Annotated in this window: 13 protein-coding genes; 1 reads left to right on the top strand and 12 read right to left on the bottom strand. The window is 47.0% G+C overall.

Annotation, left to right across the window (positions count from 1 at the left end):
• Nucleotides 1-235: 235 nt before the first annotated feature.
• The 5 genes from ilvC to GPK90_RS12165 form a co-directional block, all read right to left on the bottom strand.
• Entirely contained in the window at nt 236-1,249 is a 1,014-nt protein-coding gene (gene ilvC, locus GPK90_RS12185) for a ketol-acid reductoisomerase (protein WP_215703114.1), read from the bottom strand.
• A gap of 13 nt (nt 1,250-1,262) precedes the next feature.
• The gene (ilvN, locus tag GPK90_RS12180) at nt 1,263-1,799 is read right to left on the bottom strand and encodes an acetolactate synthase small subunit (RefSeq protein WP_015555108.1); all 537 of its coding nucleotides are present in this window, start codon (nt 1,797-1,799) and stop codon (nt 1,263-1,265) included.
• A gap of 7 nt (nt 1,800-1,806) precedes the next feature.
• Complete coding sequence (gene ilvB, locus GPK90_RS12175) at nt 1,807-3,471, bottom strand: biosynthetic-type acetolactate synthase large subunit (RefSeq protein WP_118529591.1); 1,665 nt, start codon at nt 3,469-3,471, stop codon at nt 1,807-1,809.
• Between the two features lie 526 nt (nt 3,472-3,997).
• Nucleotides 3,998-4,636 (bottom strand): type I phosphoribosyltransferase, encoded by a 639-nt coding sequence (locus tag GPK90_RS12170; RefSeq protein ID WP_015555111.1) that lies wholly within the window; start codon nt 4,634-4,636, stop codon nt 3,998-4,000.
• A gap of 118 nt (nt 4,637-4,754) precedes the next feature.
• Nucleotides 4,755-5,630 carry a methionyl aminopeptidase gene (locus tag GPK90_RS12165; protein WP_015555112.1) on the bottom strand — a complete coding sequence of 292 codons (876 nt, stop codon included), beginning with the start codon at nt 5,628-5,630 and terminating at the stop codon, nt 4,755-4,757.
• A 339-nt stretch (nt 5,631-5,969) separates the two neighbouring features.
• On the opposite strand from GPK90_RS12165, the gene pcp reads away from it, so the two are divergent.
• Nucleotides 5,970-6,611, top strand: coding sequence for a pyroglutamyl-peptidase I (gene pcp, locus GPK90_RS12160; RefSeq protein WP_118298836.1), 642 nt, complete (start codon nt 5,970-5,972; stop codon nt 6,609-6,611).
• A 288-nt stretch (nt 6,612-6,899) separates the two neighbouring features.
• Here pcp and clpB read toward each other — a convergent pair whose 3' ends face one another.
• The 7 genes from clpB to GPK90_RS12125 form a co-directional block, all read right to left on the bottom strand.
• Nucleotides 6,900-9,500, bottom strand: coding sequence for an ATP-dependent chaperone ClpB (clpB, locus tag GPK90_RS12155; RefSeq protein WP_215703113.1), 2,601 nt, complete (start codon nt 9,498-9,500; stop codon nt 6,900-6,902).
• A 153-nt stretch (nt 9,501-9,653) separates the two neighbouring features.
• Nucleotides 9,654-10,100 (bottom strand): Hsp20/alpha crystallin family protein, encoded by a 447-nt coding sequence (locus GPK90_RS12150; protein WP_215703112.1) that lies wholly within the window; start codon nt 10,098-10,100, stop codon nt 9,654-9,656.
• A 242-nt stretch (nt 10,101-10,342) separates the two neighbouring features.
• On the bottom strand, nt 10,343-11,473 hold the full coding sequence (locus GPK90_RS12145; RefSeq protein ID WP_177968699.1) for a type II toxin-antitoxin system HipA family toxin: 1,131 nt from the start codon (nt 11,471-11,473) through the stop codon (nt 10,343-10,345).
• A complete protein-coding gene (locus GPK90_RS12140) occupies nt 11,460-11,738 on the bottom strand; it encodes a helix-turn-helix domain-containing protein (RefSeq protein WP_117515492.1) in 279 nt (92 codons plus the stop codon). Before GPK90_RS12140 ends, GPK90_RS12145 begins: the two co-directional genes overlap by 14 nt.
• Before the next feature lie 309 nt (nt 11,739-12,047).
• Complete coding sequence (locus tag GPK90_RS12135; protein ID WP_215703111.1) at nt 12,048-12,779, bottom strand: GntR family transcriptional regulator; 732 nt, start codon at nt 12,777-12,779, stop codon at nt 12,048-12,050.
• A gap of 253 nt (nt 12,780-13,032) precedes the next feature.
• Entirely contained in the window at nt 13,033-13,878 is an 846-nt protein-coding gene (locus GPK90_RS12130; protein ID WP_118529330.1) for a fructoselysine 6-kinase, read from the bottom strand.
• Nucleotides 13,878-14,849 carry a phosphoheptose isomerase family protein gene (locus tag GPK90_RS12125; protein ID WP_117566320.1) on the bottom strand — a complete coding sequence of 324 codons (972 nt, stop codon included), beginning with the start codon at nt 14,847-14,849 and terminating at the stop codon, nt 13,878-13,880. Before GPK90_RS12125 ends, GPK90_RS12130 begins: the two co-directional genes overlap by 1 nt.
• Nucleotides 14,850-14,888: the final 39 nt, after the last annotated feature.

Genomic DNA, 14,888 nt, shown 5'->3' with positions numbered 1-14,888 from the left:
TCCAGAGCCAGGCGGTGATGCCTGGCCCTGAAGAATTTTTTTAGGGTTTCGCTGCCCCGCAGTGCCACACTCGCGGACTTGCGTTTTCCGCTGCCCCGCAGTGGCACACTCACGGACTTGCGTCCGTTCGTGCGCGGGCATTCGCCCTATAAAGCCGTCGGCAAAGATTCACTTATGTGCAAGCACAACGTGAATCTTTCCCCGCCGCCTTTGCACTGCTCATTTTCCTACGCGACTATTTAGCCTCGTCAAGATCCTGTGTCTGCTTCCAGCCCATTTTTGCTCTTAACTCGCGGCCTGTCTTAGCTGCAAGTGTCTCAGCGTGTGCTGCTCTTGCTGCGTTGAAGGTTGTTCTGCCAACCTGGTTCTCAAGGATCCAGTTCTTAGCGAATGTACCATCCTGGATCTCTGTTAATACCTGCTTCATAGCCTTCTTAGCTTCGTCGCCGATGATTCTCTTACCGCTTACATAGTCACCATACTCAGCAGTATCGGAGATGGAGTATCTCATTCCCTCGAAACCAGCGTTGAAGATCAGGTCTACGATCAGTTTCATCTCGTGGATGCACTCGAAGTATGCGTTCTCCGGCTTGTAACCAGCTTCTACAAGTGTGTTGAAACCAGCTTCCATTAATGCGCAAACGCCGCCGCAGAGAACTGCCTGCTCACCGAAGAGGTCTGTCTCTGTCTCTTCCTTGAATGTTGTCTCGAGGATACCGCCTCTTGCTCCGCCGATGCCTGCAGCGTATGCTTTTGCGATCTCCATGGAGTTTCCAGCCGGGTCCTGCTCAACAGCTACGAGGCACGGAACGCCCTTGCCGCCAACATACTGGGAACGAACGGTGTGTCCCGGTCCCTTCGGAGCGATCATGATAACGTTTACATCTGCCGGCGGAACGATCTGTTTGAAGTGGATGTTGAAGCCGTGAGCGAATGCAAGTGTCTTGCCTGCTGTCAGGTTATCTTTGATGTCTTTCTTGTAGAGAGCTGCCTGCTTCTCATCGTTTACAAGGATCATGATGATGTCTGCTGCCTTAACAGCGTCTGCTGTGAGCATAACTGTGAAGCCATCCTCTTTTGCCTTTGCAGCAGATTTGGAGCCCTCGTAAAGACCTACTACTACGTCAACGCCGGAATCTCTTAAGTTCAGAGCATGTGCATGACCCTGAGAACCGTAGCCGATAACAGCTACTTTCTTTCCGTCAAGAAGTGATAAGTTACAATCTCTCTCATAATACATGGTTGCCATAGTTTTCTTCTCCTTATTCTTCATTGTGATCGACACATAATGTGTTGTCTATTCCTAAACCGATCGCGATCTCTCCCGACCGGCTAAGTTCTAATATACCAAAATCTCTGACTTTTTCAATAAAAGATTCAACTTTTTTGCTGTCTCCGGTAATCTCGGCTGTCAGATGCTCTTCACCGAAGTCTACGACTTTTCCGCCGTACTCGTTGATCAGATCCAGTACCTGATGCTTACTGGAACCTCTGTGGGTCCCTGTCAGGTGCATTTTAATGTACATGTGCTGGGCAAAAACGGTGTTCTCCGGCTCCAAAAGGGTTACCGCGCGGACATCGATCAGTTTTTCCAGCTGACGGACCACCTGATCCTTCATATATTCATCTCCTGTGGAGACGATGGTGATCCTTGTATAATTCGGATCATCAAGCGTTCCTGCAGAGATATTATCGATATTATAGCAGCGCTTTGCGTAAAGACCGGCGATGCGGTTTAAAACGCCGAAGCGGTTGTTTACGATCATGGCGACCGCAAACTTTTCAACTTTGTTTTCCATGGTCACCTTATCCTTCCACAATCATGTCTTTGATGGATCGTCCCGGCGGAATCATCGGCAGGACTTTCTCATCCATATCAATGTGACAGTCGATCAGAACCGGTCCCTGGGATTTGTCAGCTACATCAAGGGCTTTCTTTAGATCCTCCATCGTGTAGACCGCGTATCCGTCAGCACCGAAGGCTTTCGCCAGAGCCGGGAAGTCCGTCTTTCTGTCCAGGATCGTCTGGGAATAGTGACAGTCGTAGAAAATTGTCTGCCACTGTCTTACCATTCCGAGAACATCGTTGTCAAAGAGGACGATGGTGATCGGAAGCTCCTGGCTTACCGCCGTTGCCATCTCGTTTAAGTTCATTCCGAAGCTTCCGTCTCCGGTGAAGAGAACGGTTCTTCTGCCTCTCGCTGCGATGCATCCGCCGATGGCTGCACCGAGACCGTATCCCATGGTTCCGAGACCGCCGGAAGTGAGAAGCGTATGCGGCTTTTCAAACGGGTAGAACTGCATGGTCCACATCTGGTGCTGTCCGACGTCGGTAGCGACCACTGTGTCCTCGGTACAATGTCTGTGAACTTCCTCGATGATGGCTTCCGGTCCGTAAGGTTTCGGTGCCGGGAGGATCATCTCGTTCTTATAGCCCTCAAGCTCACTCACCCACTCCGGATGCCGTTCTTCCGGGAGCGCTTCCAGAATCTTCGTAAGGATCTCCTTCACATCGCCCCAGAGGCTCACGTCAGGGCTGACGTTCTTTCCGATCTCCGCGCGGTCGATATCGATATGGACCGTCATACATTTCTTTGTGTACTCGTTTAAGTCACCTGTCGCGCGGTCGGAGAATCTAACACCAACTGCCAGAAGCAGATCACATTCGGACTGGGCCTTGATGGACGGATATTTTCCGTGCATGCCGCACATTCCAAGATTCAGCGGATAGGAGGCCGGAACGGAGGTGATTCCCATCATCGAAAGACCGATCGCCGCGTCGACCCGTTTTGAGAGCTCCAGGACTTCTTTCTGGGCTCCTGCTGCCACGACACCGCCGCCTGCGTAGATAAACGGCTTTTTCGCCTTTTTGATCATCTCAACAACTTCACCAATGTCTCCGCACTCGGACTTTCTCGGCTTCTTTACAACACTTGGGACTTTTAAGTCCTCCACATACTCGTATTCCGCAGACTGGACGTTCTTCGGAATATCAATGAGAACCGGTCCCTTACGTCCGGAATTCGCGATCTCGAAGGCTTCAATAATCGTCTTCTGAAGATCCTTAATGTCCCGGACCATGAAGTTGTGTTTTACTACCGGCTGTGTGATCCCGACGATATCCACCTCCTGGAAAGAATCCTTTCCGAGACTGTTTACCGCGACGTTTCCTGTGATCGCGACCATCGGTACGGAATCGAGGTAGGCATTCGCGATCCCTGTCACCAGATTTGTAGCACCGGGACCGCTTGTCGCCAGGACCACGCCGGTCTTTCCGCTTGCTCTCGCATATCCGTCAGCGGCATGGGCAGCTCCCTGCTCATGGGCCGCTAAGACATGTCCGATACGGTCAGACGCAAGATAGAGTTCGTTATAGATATCAAGCACTGCGCCCCCCGGATATCCGAAGACCACTCTCACGCCCTGATGGATCAGCTCTTCCACCAGGATCCGCGCTCCGTTCATTTTCATAGCTGTTTTTCCCCTCATCTTATTTCTTTCAGAATGTCCGACTCTGTCAGACATTCCCGTCTTTTCTTTTTTCGGTACGGACAAATGTCCGTATCAAAATTCAGGTATAAAAAAGCCTTACAGCGTTACACTGTAAGGCTTTGCTTTCTTTCGTAACTTGTTCTTTCAAGTTTCTATCAGGCAATCCCAGATTCAGTATAACGCAAATAAGCATTCCCGTTCACGACGATAATGCTGACGATAATTCGAATCACGACTGCGAGTAGAATAAGATTCGTCATATCTTTGCGTCTCCTTTCCAGTTGCCCTTCAGCAATGTTGCTATGTTTTATTATAAGCACTTTGTCAAAAATTGCAAGTAGTTTCTTTTTATAGCTTGTATGAACCAGAGTTATGCAACATTACCCGATCGTAAATGCCTTTTTGTTTAACAGGGAATTCCGCAGAGTTTCCTGTTAAAAGAAAAAGCTCTGCAGACACCGGGATTTTCCCCGGCCTGCAGAGCTGCTTCTATTTCAAATTATTTTTACAGTTTTGAATATCCATACGGATTGATCAGCGCATCCAGTTTCTTTCCTTCCTTACATAACGGACAGTTCCTGTAATCGCTGTACTGGTAATCCGGAACATCTTTTAATCCGAATACCGACTTGATCGGAATCCCATTGACATTCTCAAGCGCACTGAATACTGCGGAGATCCCCTGAATAATTCCTCCATAGTACTGGACACCCTCGATCGCCTTGTTGATCGTCAGACCTGTTGTCACGGTCGCGGTGAGGATCAGCACATTCTTTCCGTTGATCATTGCGCGGTAATTGTCCTTAAACACGATCTGGCTGTTGCTGTTGAACTCCGGTTTGATAACGTAGATCGTCTTGTGGGCGTTCTTCGACATGAAACCGCCTTTTGTCAGCTCCTGCGCAAGAAGTGTTCCGATCACTTCGGTCCCTTCCATGCATACGATTGTATCGACGATCATATCGTACAGATACATATGTACGAGTGCCTGGGCAATTCCTCCCGCCTCACTCAGACGGCTCTTTACCGTCGTCAGGTCAAAATAGTAATTCGTGTGGGCATGATTCGTTGCAAAATGTCCCTTTACGATTTTTAACGGGGTATCTGTACCGGTCGTCTGAATTTTGTCATACTTTAACTCCATACACGATCCTCCTTATTCAAATCTCACGTTTACTGTTATTTGACTATATTATACCGAATTTTCAGATACTATTCAAGGAATTTTCCTGTTTTTCATCAGGTTTTTCTCCCGTTTTTTTCTACCACGCAAGGACCTCATGTCCGGTCTCTGTCACGAGTACCATGATCTCCCTCTGGGCAGACGGAAGCCTGTCATCGGTATAGATCGTCCAGCCGTTGCTGTCATCCACAAAGATATCCGGACGGCCCATATTGATCATCGGCTCGATGGTGAAGATCATCCCCGGTGCCATAAGCATCTCCTCGCCCCGTCTTGTCACATAGCTTACAAACGGATCCTCATGGAACTCAAGGCCGACGCCGTGACCGCCGACTTCCTCGACAATGGTGTATCCGTTCTTCTTCGCGTAGTCATGGACTGCCTGTCCCATATCTCCTAAGAATCCCCACGGTTTTACCTGTTCAAGACCCTTTTCCACAGCTTCGTTCGTGACACGGACAAGTTTTTCCTTTTCCGGATCCACATTGCCGATCAGGAACATTCTGGACGAATCCGAGAAATATCCGTGAAGGATCGTGGAGACATCCACGTTGATGATATCGCCGTCTTTTAAGACAACATCCCCGGACGGGATTCCGTGGCACACCTGATCATTGATGGAGGTGCACACGCTCTTCGGGAATCCCTCATAATTTAACGGTGCCGGAATCCCGCCGTGCTTTGTCGTAAAGTCGTATACCCACTGGTCGATCTCCTCCGTGGTAATTCCCGCTCTGATGTGCTCCGCCACATAATCAAGGACTGCCACATTCAGTTTTCCGCTCTCACGGATCCCCTCGATCTGTGCCGGTGTCTTGATGATCTTGTGGGACGGAACCTCGTGGCCTGCAAAGCGGGCACGACTGATCTTCTGGTCAAATGCCATATGGCACTCACAATATGGCTTCCCGCTTCCACACCAGCATGGATCATTTTTTCCGATTCTGCGAAACATAATTTTTCCTCTTTTCTATCTGTTTTTGCATTTCTGTACTGTACGGGATTTTCCCTAAAAAAGAATATGCCTGGCATATTCTCGCGCCTCACGCGGTCGCATGTGACAATCTACATCTTCGCGCGTTTGCACATTAGAAAATTCCTGTCCGTGTACAGGAATTGCGTTTGCGAATTCTTTTATTTTCCTGTATAATATCCTTATCTATCATAACGTCGGAGACTCTGTTTGTCAAATAAGTCTCCTGAGAAAATATGCCGTTAATATCACGGCGTGGATTTTCCGGACTGAAAATCCCCCGCGTTGCAGAGGCGGCTTTAAAGAAAGTGAGGAATTTACATGAACGTACTGATCACCGGGTTCGACCCCTTCGGCGGAGAACCGATCAATCCGGCATGGGAAGCCGTAAAAGCCATGAAAGACGAGATCGCCGGGGCAACGATCACAAAGCTGCAGATCCCGACCGTAGTCGCTAAATCCATTGCGAAAGTCCATGAAAAAATGCAGGAGCTCCACCCGGATATCGTTATCAGCATCGGCCAGGCCGGCGGACGGTTCGGCGTGACTCCGGAGCGTGTTGCGATCAATGTAACAGATGCAAGAATCCCGGATAACGAAGGAAACCAGCCCATCGATGAGCCGATTTTTGCAGACGGAGATGCTGCCTATTTCTCCAATCTTCCGGTGAAGGCGATGGTTCAGGAGATCAGGAACGCCGGTTATCCTTCTACCCTCTCCAACACCGCAGGAACTTATATCTGCAACCATGTCATGTATGGAATTTTATACTATATCCAAAAGGAATTTCCAAATGTACGCGGTGGCTTTATCCACGTTCCGTATGCCGTTTCCCAGGTTGTCAATAAACCGGCGACCCCGTCTATGGCCATTGCGGATATTACGGCTGCATTGGAAGCGGCTGTGAAGGCCGCTGTTGAATATGAGCAGGATATCAAAGTGGTCGGAGGAGAGACGCACTAAAAGTCACTTCTGTCGCACAAAAAAACTTCATCTCCGGAAGTTTTTCAGGCTGTGATATCAATCTGAAGGTTTCCAGAGATGAAGTTTTTCTGTAACTGTTCAGTAGGTCTGCGCACTTGCTGCGCTGACCGTAAGAAAACATAGGCTGGAGGGCAAAAATCCCATCAGCGAAGCTGATCTGGAATGGATTTTTGCGTGTAACTATGAAGGTACTGAATAGTTACGTTTTTCTTTTATCCGGGTTCCGGACTGCCTTTCGAGGCACCCGCCCGGAATCCGGTTTTCTGATTATTCTTTTGTTCCTCTCTCCGCAGACGCGTTGAGTTTTCCATCGACCACGTCGATCCTGATCGTATCTCCGGTATGGACACCATCCGACAGGATCAGGCGGGCTGCCAGAGTCTCCACATTCTTCTGCAGATATCTCTTAAGCGGTCTTGCGCCGTATACCGGATCATAACCGTTGTCCACAATAAACTGCTTTGCAGAATCGGAAAGTGCAACCACAAGCTCTTTATCCGCCAGACGCTTGTTGATATCAGCAACAAGCAGATCAATGATGCTTCCGATGTTGTTCTTTGTAAGCGGCTTGAAGAGGATCGTCTCATCAAGACGGTTTAAGAACTCCGGACGGAAGTGGGATCGCAGATCGTTCATGACCTCAGCCTTTGCCTCCGGCTTAATATCACCGTTCTCGTCGATACCGTCAAGCAGGTACTGGGAACCGATATTGGAGGTCAGGATAATGATCGTATTCTTGAAATCCACGGTCTTGCCCATGGAATCTGTGATACGTCCGTCATCGAGGACCTGAAGCAGAACATTGAATACATCCGGATGTGCCTTCTCGATCTCATCGAACAAAACGACACAATACGGTTTTCTGCGGACTGCCTCTGTGAGCTGACCGCCCTCATCGTATCCGACATATCCTGGCGGCGCTCCGATCAGACGGGATACGGAGTATTTCTCCATGTATTCACTCATATCGATCCGGACCATGTTGTTCTCATCATCAAACAGACTTGCCGCAAGTGTCTTTGCAAGCTCTGTCTTGCCGACACCGGTAGGTCCGAGGAACAGGAAGGAACCGATCGGCTTTGTCGGATCCTTGATCCCGGCCTTGGAACGGATGATCGCGTCTGTAACCTTCTCAACTGCCTCATCCTGACCGACAACACGTTTGTGGAGCTCATCGTCCAGATGAAGGGTCTTGTTTCTTTCACTTTCCGTGAGCTTTGCAACCGGGATACCGGTCCAGCGGGAGATGATCCTTGCGATCTCATCTTCGGTAACGCTCTCATGAACAAGGCTCAGATCTGCGTTCTTTACCTTCTCCTCCTCTTCCTTCAACTCTTTTTCAAGCTGCGGAAGCTTGCCGTACTGGAGCTCTGCTGCCTTATTCAGATCATATTTCTGCTGTGCATCCTGGATCTGACGATGGACTGCCTCGATCTCCTCACGGATGGAGGAAAGCTTATCAACCGTCGCCTTCTCGTTCTGCCACTGAGCCTTCTGAGTCGCGAACTGGTCATGGAGCTCCGCCAGCTCCTTCTGAAGATCCACAAGGCGTTCCTGACTTAAATGGTCTGTCTCTTTCTTAAGAGCCGCCTCCTCGATCTCAAGCTGCATGATCTTTCTGGAGAGTTCATCCAGCTCCGTCGGCATGGAATCGAGCTCCGTCTTGATCATTGCGCACGCTTCATCCACGAGGTCGATAGCCTTATCCGGAAGGAAACGGTCGCTGATATAACGGTTGGAAAGAGTTGCCGCCGCTACAAGCGCGGAATCGGTGATCTTTACGCCGTGATAAACCTCATAACGGTCCTTCAGTCCACGAAGGATCGAGATCGTATCCTCGACCGTCGGCTCATCAACCATAACCGGCTGGAAACGACGTTCCAGAGCCGGATCCTTCTCAATATATTTCCGGTACTCGTCCAGAGTTGTCGCACCGATACAGTGCAACTCACCACGGGCAAGCATCGGCTTTAACATATTGCCGGCATCCATAGAGCCTTCCGTCTTTCCGGCTCCGACGATGGTGTGAAGCTCATCGATGAACAAAATGATCTGTCCCTCGCTCTTTCTCACCTCATCGAGAACGGCTTTTAAACGTTCCTCAAACTCACCACGGTATTTCGCACCCGCAACAAGGGCACCCATATCCAGTGAGAATAATTTCTTATCTTTTAAGCCCTCCGGTACATCACCTCGGACGATACGCTGTGCAAGACCTTCTACAACGGCGGTTTTACCAACACCAGGTTCACCGATGAGGACCGGGTTGTTTTTCGTTTTTCTGGAAAGGATCCGGATCACATTCCGGATCTCGGCGTCACGGCCGATCACCGGGTCCATCTTCTGGTCTCTTGCCTTCTCTACAAGGTCAGAACCATATTTATTTAAGGTATCGTAGGTTGCCTCCGGATTATCACTGGTAACTCTCTGGTTGCCGCGGACCGTGGACAGAGCCTGTAAGAATTTATTCCGGTCGATCCCATAAGTACGGAACAGTTCCTTTATTGCCCTGTTCGGTTCTTTTAGCAGGCATAAGAACAGATGCTCGACGGAAACATATTCGTCTCCCATCGCCTTTGCCTCGTCCTCGGCGTCAATCAGGACTTTATTGAGGTCCTGAGTGAGATAGACCTGTCCGCCTCCGGATACCTTCGGCAGCTTTTTAAGTGCTGCTTCCGCCTCATCTGTAAACTGCTCACCGGAGATTCCCATCTTTGTGATCAGCTTTAAGATCAGGCTGTCATCTAACTTTAACAGACTCACCAGGAGATGTTCCTGGTCGATCTGCTGATTTCCATATTCATAAGCCAGCTTCTCGCAGTTCTGGACTGCTTCCACTGATTTCTGTGTAAATTTGCTGATATTCATGATCGCAAGCCTCCCTTCAATTCTGAAGTACTTGTTGTGTTTGTTGTCAGTAATACCGCCCAGCGAAATTTTCATCCGCCGGGCGGCTTAATCTTTCAGATACGTGGCAGCTTCGCATACGTTTCTGTATCGTTACCGCTCGGGACTGTCAGATCACCCTTCGATGGAAATGTGCTTCGGACCTTCAACCTTCTTCTCTTCCTCTTTCGGAATCGATACACTCAGGATACCGTTTTCGAATTTCGCCTTAATCTCCTCTTCCCGAATCTCCTCGCCAAGATAGAAGGTTCTGCTCAGAGCACCTGCATAACGTTCCTTGCGGATGTATTTGCCTTTCTTGTCTTCCTCGTCCTTATCAAGACCTTTCTCGGCACTGACGGTCAGATAACCATCCTTCAGTTCGATCTGGATCTCATCTTTCTTAAATCCCGGAAGATCGATATCAAGCTCATACGTCTTTTCTGTCTCTCTGACATCTGTCTTCATCAGTCTCGATGCATTCTTACCATACAGCGGATCCTTCTTTTCTGTAAAGAACTTTTCATCAAACGGGAACATATTATCAAATAAACTTTCTCCAAAAATACTCGGCATATACATAAATCATTCCTCCAATCAGAATTCCTGTTTTCTTGTTTGTCATCTATCTGAAAGAACTTCAGAAGATTTTCCAATCTCGGGAACTCCTTGAGATCCTTTGATTTTTTCTCTCTTCCTTTGTTCTGCATGTAATATAACACATATTATTAGCACTGTCAATAGGCGAGTGCTAATTTTTTTGTGAATTAATTGTGTATTTCATTGACACATTGTAACTTTTCAGGCTCATCGTAGAACGTATTCTATAGGTAGTCGCCAAGCATCTCTCCCACGCACCTCTCGATCTCATCAATAATTTCCATACACCGGTTCTTCTTCATTCCAGCCGTAATGCCAACAGCTAATAATTCTTTTCTTCCCGGATCTTTTCCATTTCCGTCAACGGTCGTTGTGTGTTCCCCATAGTACGTATTACTATAAGTAAGATCGTATGCAGGGCTCAGTCTCCACTGATCTTTTTCTTCATCATACAAATAGGTGAAATTTTTTGAGTGGTCATCTCTGTTATGCGCAAAAACATTAAAACACATTCTTCGAAACATACTTTCCACATCCGCATAATGATCCTTCGTCAATATCTTCGTAAGTTTCATCAGACTGTGGTAATCAAGACTCGGCTGTTCAAAGTCCAGTTCGAGAAGCGCTGCAGCTGTCAGCATATGGACTCGCTTTATTCCATTTTGATCAGGGACTCTGTCAAACCGCCTGGTTCCAAAATAGCCTTTACAGATTCCAGATGGGAACAACTTTGTCTCACTCATCGTAATTTCACATTTCCGGGCACAGCATGAATAATCATACTCCATTTTTCCCGCATCTTTTCCATCTACATGGGCCGGAAATTTTATGATCCACTCTTCATTTCCAATCGAAGTCATGATCTTCGGCCTTGCTCCTCCGCTCGTTCCTCCAAGCCGGTACAATTCGTCAAGTTTGTCTGTATATTCTGTGTTCAATATTTTCTGACACTCCCGCGCCAGTTCATCCAGGTCAGGATTATCCCGCTGCTCTGGAAATTTTCTTTCCGGATAATACGTCAACGCACCCATTCCTGATTTTCCAACGATTGCCAGTCGGTCTAAAACCGTCAGTTTATCCGGATCCTGTTTATGCTCACGAAGCAGACGATTTAGCAGCAATCTTCCCCAATTATCCGGAAGACTGTCCGCAAACACGCCATAAAGGCCGCCAAAATAATCCTTTGTGGGCACAAACACCTGCTTTTTTAACGGCAGCGAGAACGGACTGATCGAAAATCCATGTTCCAGCCATTCATCGGTGTACTGAAATGCTGCTTTTCGATTTGCTGTCATGGCCAATGTCCCCACAAGTTTTTCATCATAATACACCTGCAGCGCATTATCTTGTTTCATTTATGACCTCCTTTATGTCTCTGTATGGTACCTGCGAAAAAATATTCCTGAGTTCATCCGCAATATCCAATGCCATTGCGATTTTCGTCAGAGACAACAAGGATATCTGACCGGTAGACTCGAATCTTTTAACAGAGCCATAACTCACACCGCTCATCGACGCCAGCTTCTCCTGCGAGATTGAACGCCGTTTTCTAATATTGCGAACCCTCTGCGCCAACTTCAAATCCAGTTCTTCCGCTGTCTCCCATATAAAACCTTCCATAGTCTTTCCCACTTTCGATTTCGTTTTTCGTACATTTATTAGATAATATTTTGTCTATTTTTACATGATTACATTCAAAATATATAATATATTATCTGTTATTATTTTACCATCAGTCAATATACAAATCAATAAAAATGTAACCCACCCCATTCTCACTATGACCTCTGCAATCTCCATTTGCCTGCAGACACATATCAATTGCTCGTACTATCTTTTAACAGCCCAAAGTCCCATCAAAATTTTCATAAAAAAAGACCACTGTTTCCACAAATCGCTCTGTGAAAACAGCGGTCTTTTCCTAAATGGTCAATGCTCCCCATTTGTCTCATATACATACAGAGAGAATCGATCCCCATTTATGATCTGAATTCCCGCATACAATGGCTCATTCTCCTGATCGTATGCTGTACTTCTAACGAACATCAAATAGTCGCCCTTTCGGACTTCGAGTAATTTTGCTTCCTCCTGTGTTGCTCTGCAAAGCTCGATCAGTTTTTCCGAGCTTGTAACTTGCATTCCCACTTTCTCTTTCAAATAATCAAAAAGGGAATTATCCTCAAACTGAGCTTCTAACAGGAATGCATATTTTAACGGAAAATAGTTTTTTTCAATTACAACCGGTTCTGAATCCGCGAATCTCAGACGTGATATAAAGATCACTTTACTGCCCGTCTCAATTCCAAGTCTCTCCGCAATCTTTCCATCAGCATCCACGATCTTATTTTCCAGCATATGTGCCCCCGGCACGACTCCCATCTGCTCACACATCTCACTGAAGCTCTGGAGACGTTTGATATTTCTGGAAAATTTTGGCTTTGTTACGAACGTTCCCTTTCCCTGTTTCCGAACAACAAGTCCTTTTTCCATGAGGGAACCGATTGCTTTTCTCACGGTGATCAGACTGACACCATACGTCTTTGCCATCTCTGATTCCGTCATGATCTTATCTCCCGGTTTATATCTTCCGCTTTTGATATCCTTTTCCACTGTATCCATAAGCTGAACATATAACGGAGTCATCGCATCCTGCTTTAACATTCATTTTCCCCCACTGTCTAAATTCTTTTCAATACTAGTAACTATTCAGTACCTTCATAGTTACGTGCAAAAATCCATTCCAGATCAGCTTCGCTGATGGGATTTTTGCCTTCCAGCCTATGTTTTCTTACGGTCAGCGCAGCAAGTGCGCAGACCTACTGAACAGTTACCAATACTATTTTAATAACAGCTCAGACAAATAGCAAGGACAATTTCCTTTCCAGAGCAAGTTCCCTGTTCGATCCCAAAATTTTTACAGGCAGTCACCAGGCTCCGGATCCTCAAACGGAACGCCGTATCCAAAAGCGCCTCTCACCATGCATGTCTTTGCAGCGAATTCAGCTCCCTTTTCCATTGCTGTCTCGATTTTTTCTCCATCTAAAAGGGAAAGTAAAAAGGCAGTTGTAAAAGAATCTCCGGCTCCCAATGTATCGATTGCATCAACAGGCTTTGGGATCTGTCTGTAATACTTTTTTCCGTCAAAAGCGAGGGATCCGCGTTTTCCCATAGTTGCCACTGCAATTTTACAGCCTTCCGATACAAAGCGCTTACATGCTGCCTTTGCGGTCTCCTCATCAATTTCTCCGCAGGAGAAAAATGCGTAATCAACAACAGGCGCGATCTCTTTTAAATAATATTCCTCATTCCAGTGACCGGAAAAATCATAAGAAACCGGAATTCCAGTTTCTCTTACTTTTTTTAACTGTGAATCAAAGTGACCATTATTACTGGTATGAACAAGGGAAAATTCCCTGATATAGGAAATATCCTCCGGCTTTAGATCCAACGGATGCTCATTTACGATCCCTCCGCGGTTGCTCATGATAAACTGTCTGTCACCATTTTCAAGCCGGACTTTTGCGTATCCATTCTCGCCGGCATATTGCCTGCATCTGGAATGATCGACCCCGATCTCATCAAGAACAGAAATAATGTGTTCTGCCACTCTGTCCTTTCCAAAAACGCCGAGGTACGCAGACTGCGCCCCCAGCATTTTTGCATATACAGAAAAGTTCATGGCCTGACCACCCGGATACATGATCTTTGCAGGATAATACTGATCACATACATTATCTCCGATGCCAATTACCTTTATCATTAATACTCAACCTTCCACATATATCTTCTTTCATCCATTGAATGACCTGTTTTTTCTGCCAGCTGAGATACATAATACCGCTCAATCGGGATCATGACAACCGGATTGAAGAATTCTGCAACCGAAGGATCAATTTTTCCTCCATTCAGCTTTTCAAAATCAATGATAATAAAGTTCTCAGCATATGTATTCAGGAACTTCAGGCATCTCTCATCGAGCGCTCTTGTACGTCCCTCACTCATTAACAGGATCATCGGGAGCTTCTTATCGGTTGTCTCAAACGGTCCATGGAAGTACTCACCTGTGTGCAGGCATACCGCATGTCTCCACTGCATCTCCATAAAGTGACAGCAGCACATGGAATAAGCAACTCCATAGTTCGGACCGGATGCAAGGACATAGAAGACCGGCTCATGTTCGACTTTTTCTGCCCATGCCTGTGCAGCCGGAAGACAATTTTTCTTTCCCTCTGAAACGATCTCATCAATATACTGATACGCTTCCATTGCTTTGTCATATTTATCCCAGTTTTCAAACTGATGGAGAACCTCAAAGCCGATGCGGAGCGCATTCGCCTGATTGGAGTCGCTGTAATCCTGATGATCTCCGTTTGAATATGTCACAACATACTGACCGACCTTTGCCATACCGGTCTGCATATTTCCCGTCATGGCAATCGTGATTGCTCCCGCTGCATTTGCTGTTTCGACAGCTTTTACAGTCTCCGGTGTAGCCTTAAGAGAACAGATGACTGCGATACATCTCTCATCTAATTCTTTCGGGGTCGCATGTACGAACTCATTGCTGGTATAGGTTGTCGCACTGAAATTTTTTGCTTCCGACTGGATCAGGTAGAGTCCCGGGAAAATAGCTGCCTTTGATCCACCGCAGGCAACAAAATACATATGCTTTAATCCACCTCTCTGATCCATCTTTTCCTTAATTTCCGCAATGATCTGTTTTACTTCCATAGTTGATTTCCTCCTCTGCGCACTTCTCGCATGTTATTT

This window comes from Clostridium sp. MCC344 (assembly GCF_018785365.1).
In the GTDB taxonomy this organism is placed as follows: domain Bacteria; phylum Bacillota; class Clostridia; order Lachnospirales; family Lachnospiraceae; genus Pilosibacter.
Note: the sequence above shows the minus strand (reverse complement) of the source record. Positions and strands in the feature narration are given on the sequence as shown.

Coding starts and splice junctions, on each gene's coding strand:
- ilvC (WP_215703114.1), bottom strand. CDS start 1,249: ATGGCAACCATGTATTATGAGAGAGATTGTAACTTATCACTTCTTGAC.
- ilvN (WP_015555108.1), bottom strand. CDS start 1,799: ATGGAAAACAAAGTTGAAAAGTTTGCGGTCGCCATGATCGTAAACAAC.
- ilvB (WP_118529591.1), bottom strand. CDS start 3,471: ATGAAAATGAACGGAGCGCGGATCCTGGTGGAAGAGCTGATCCATCAG.
- GPK90_RS12170 (WP_015555111.1), bottom strand. CDS start 4,636: ATGGAGTTAAAGTATGACAAAATTCAGACGACCGGTACAGATACCCCG.
- GPK90_RS12165 (WP_015555112.1), bottom strand. CDS start 5,630: ATGTTTCGCAGAATCGGAAAAAATGATCCATGCTGGTGTGGAAGCGGG.
- pcp (WP_118298836.1), top strand. CDS start 5,970: ATGAACGTACTGATCACCGGGTTCGACCCCTTCGGCGGAGAACCGATC.
- clpB (WP_215703113.1), bottom strand. CDS start 9,500: ATGAATATCAGCAAATTTACACAGAAATCAGTGGAAGCAGTCCAGAAC.
- GPK90_RS12150 (WP_215703112.1), bottom strand. CDS start 10,100: ATGTATATGCCGAGTATTTTTGGAGAAAGTTTATTTGATAATATGTTC.
- GPK90_RS12145 (WP_177968699.1), bottom strand. CDS start 11,473: ATGAAACAAGATAATGCGCTGCAGGTGTATTATGATGAAAAACTTGTG.
- GPK90_RS12140 (WP_117515492.1), bottom strand. CDS start 11,738: ATGGAAGGTTTTATATGGGAGACAGCGGAAGAACTGGATTTGAAGTTG.
- GPK90_RS12135 (WP_215703111.1), bottom strand. CDS start 12,779: ATGTTAAAGCAGGATGCGATGACTCCGTTATATGTTCAGCTTATGGAT.
- GPK90_RS12130 (WP_118529330.1), bottom strand. CDS start 13,878: ATGATAAAGGTAATTGGCATCGGAGATAATGTATGTGATCAGTATTAT.
- GPK90_RS12125 (WP_117566320.1), bottom strand. CDS start 14,849: ATGGAAGTAAAACAGATCATTGCGGAAATTAAGGAAAAGATGGATCAG.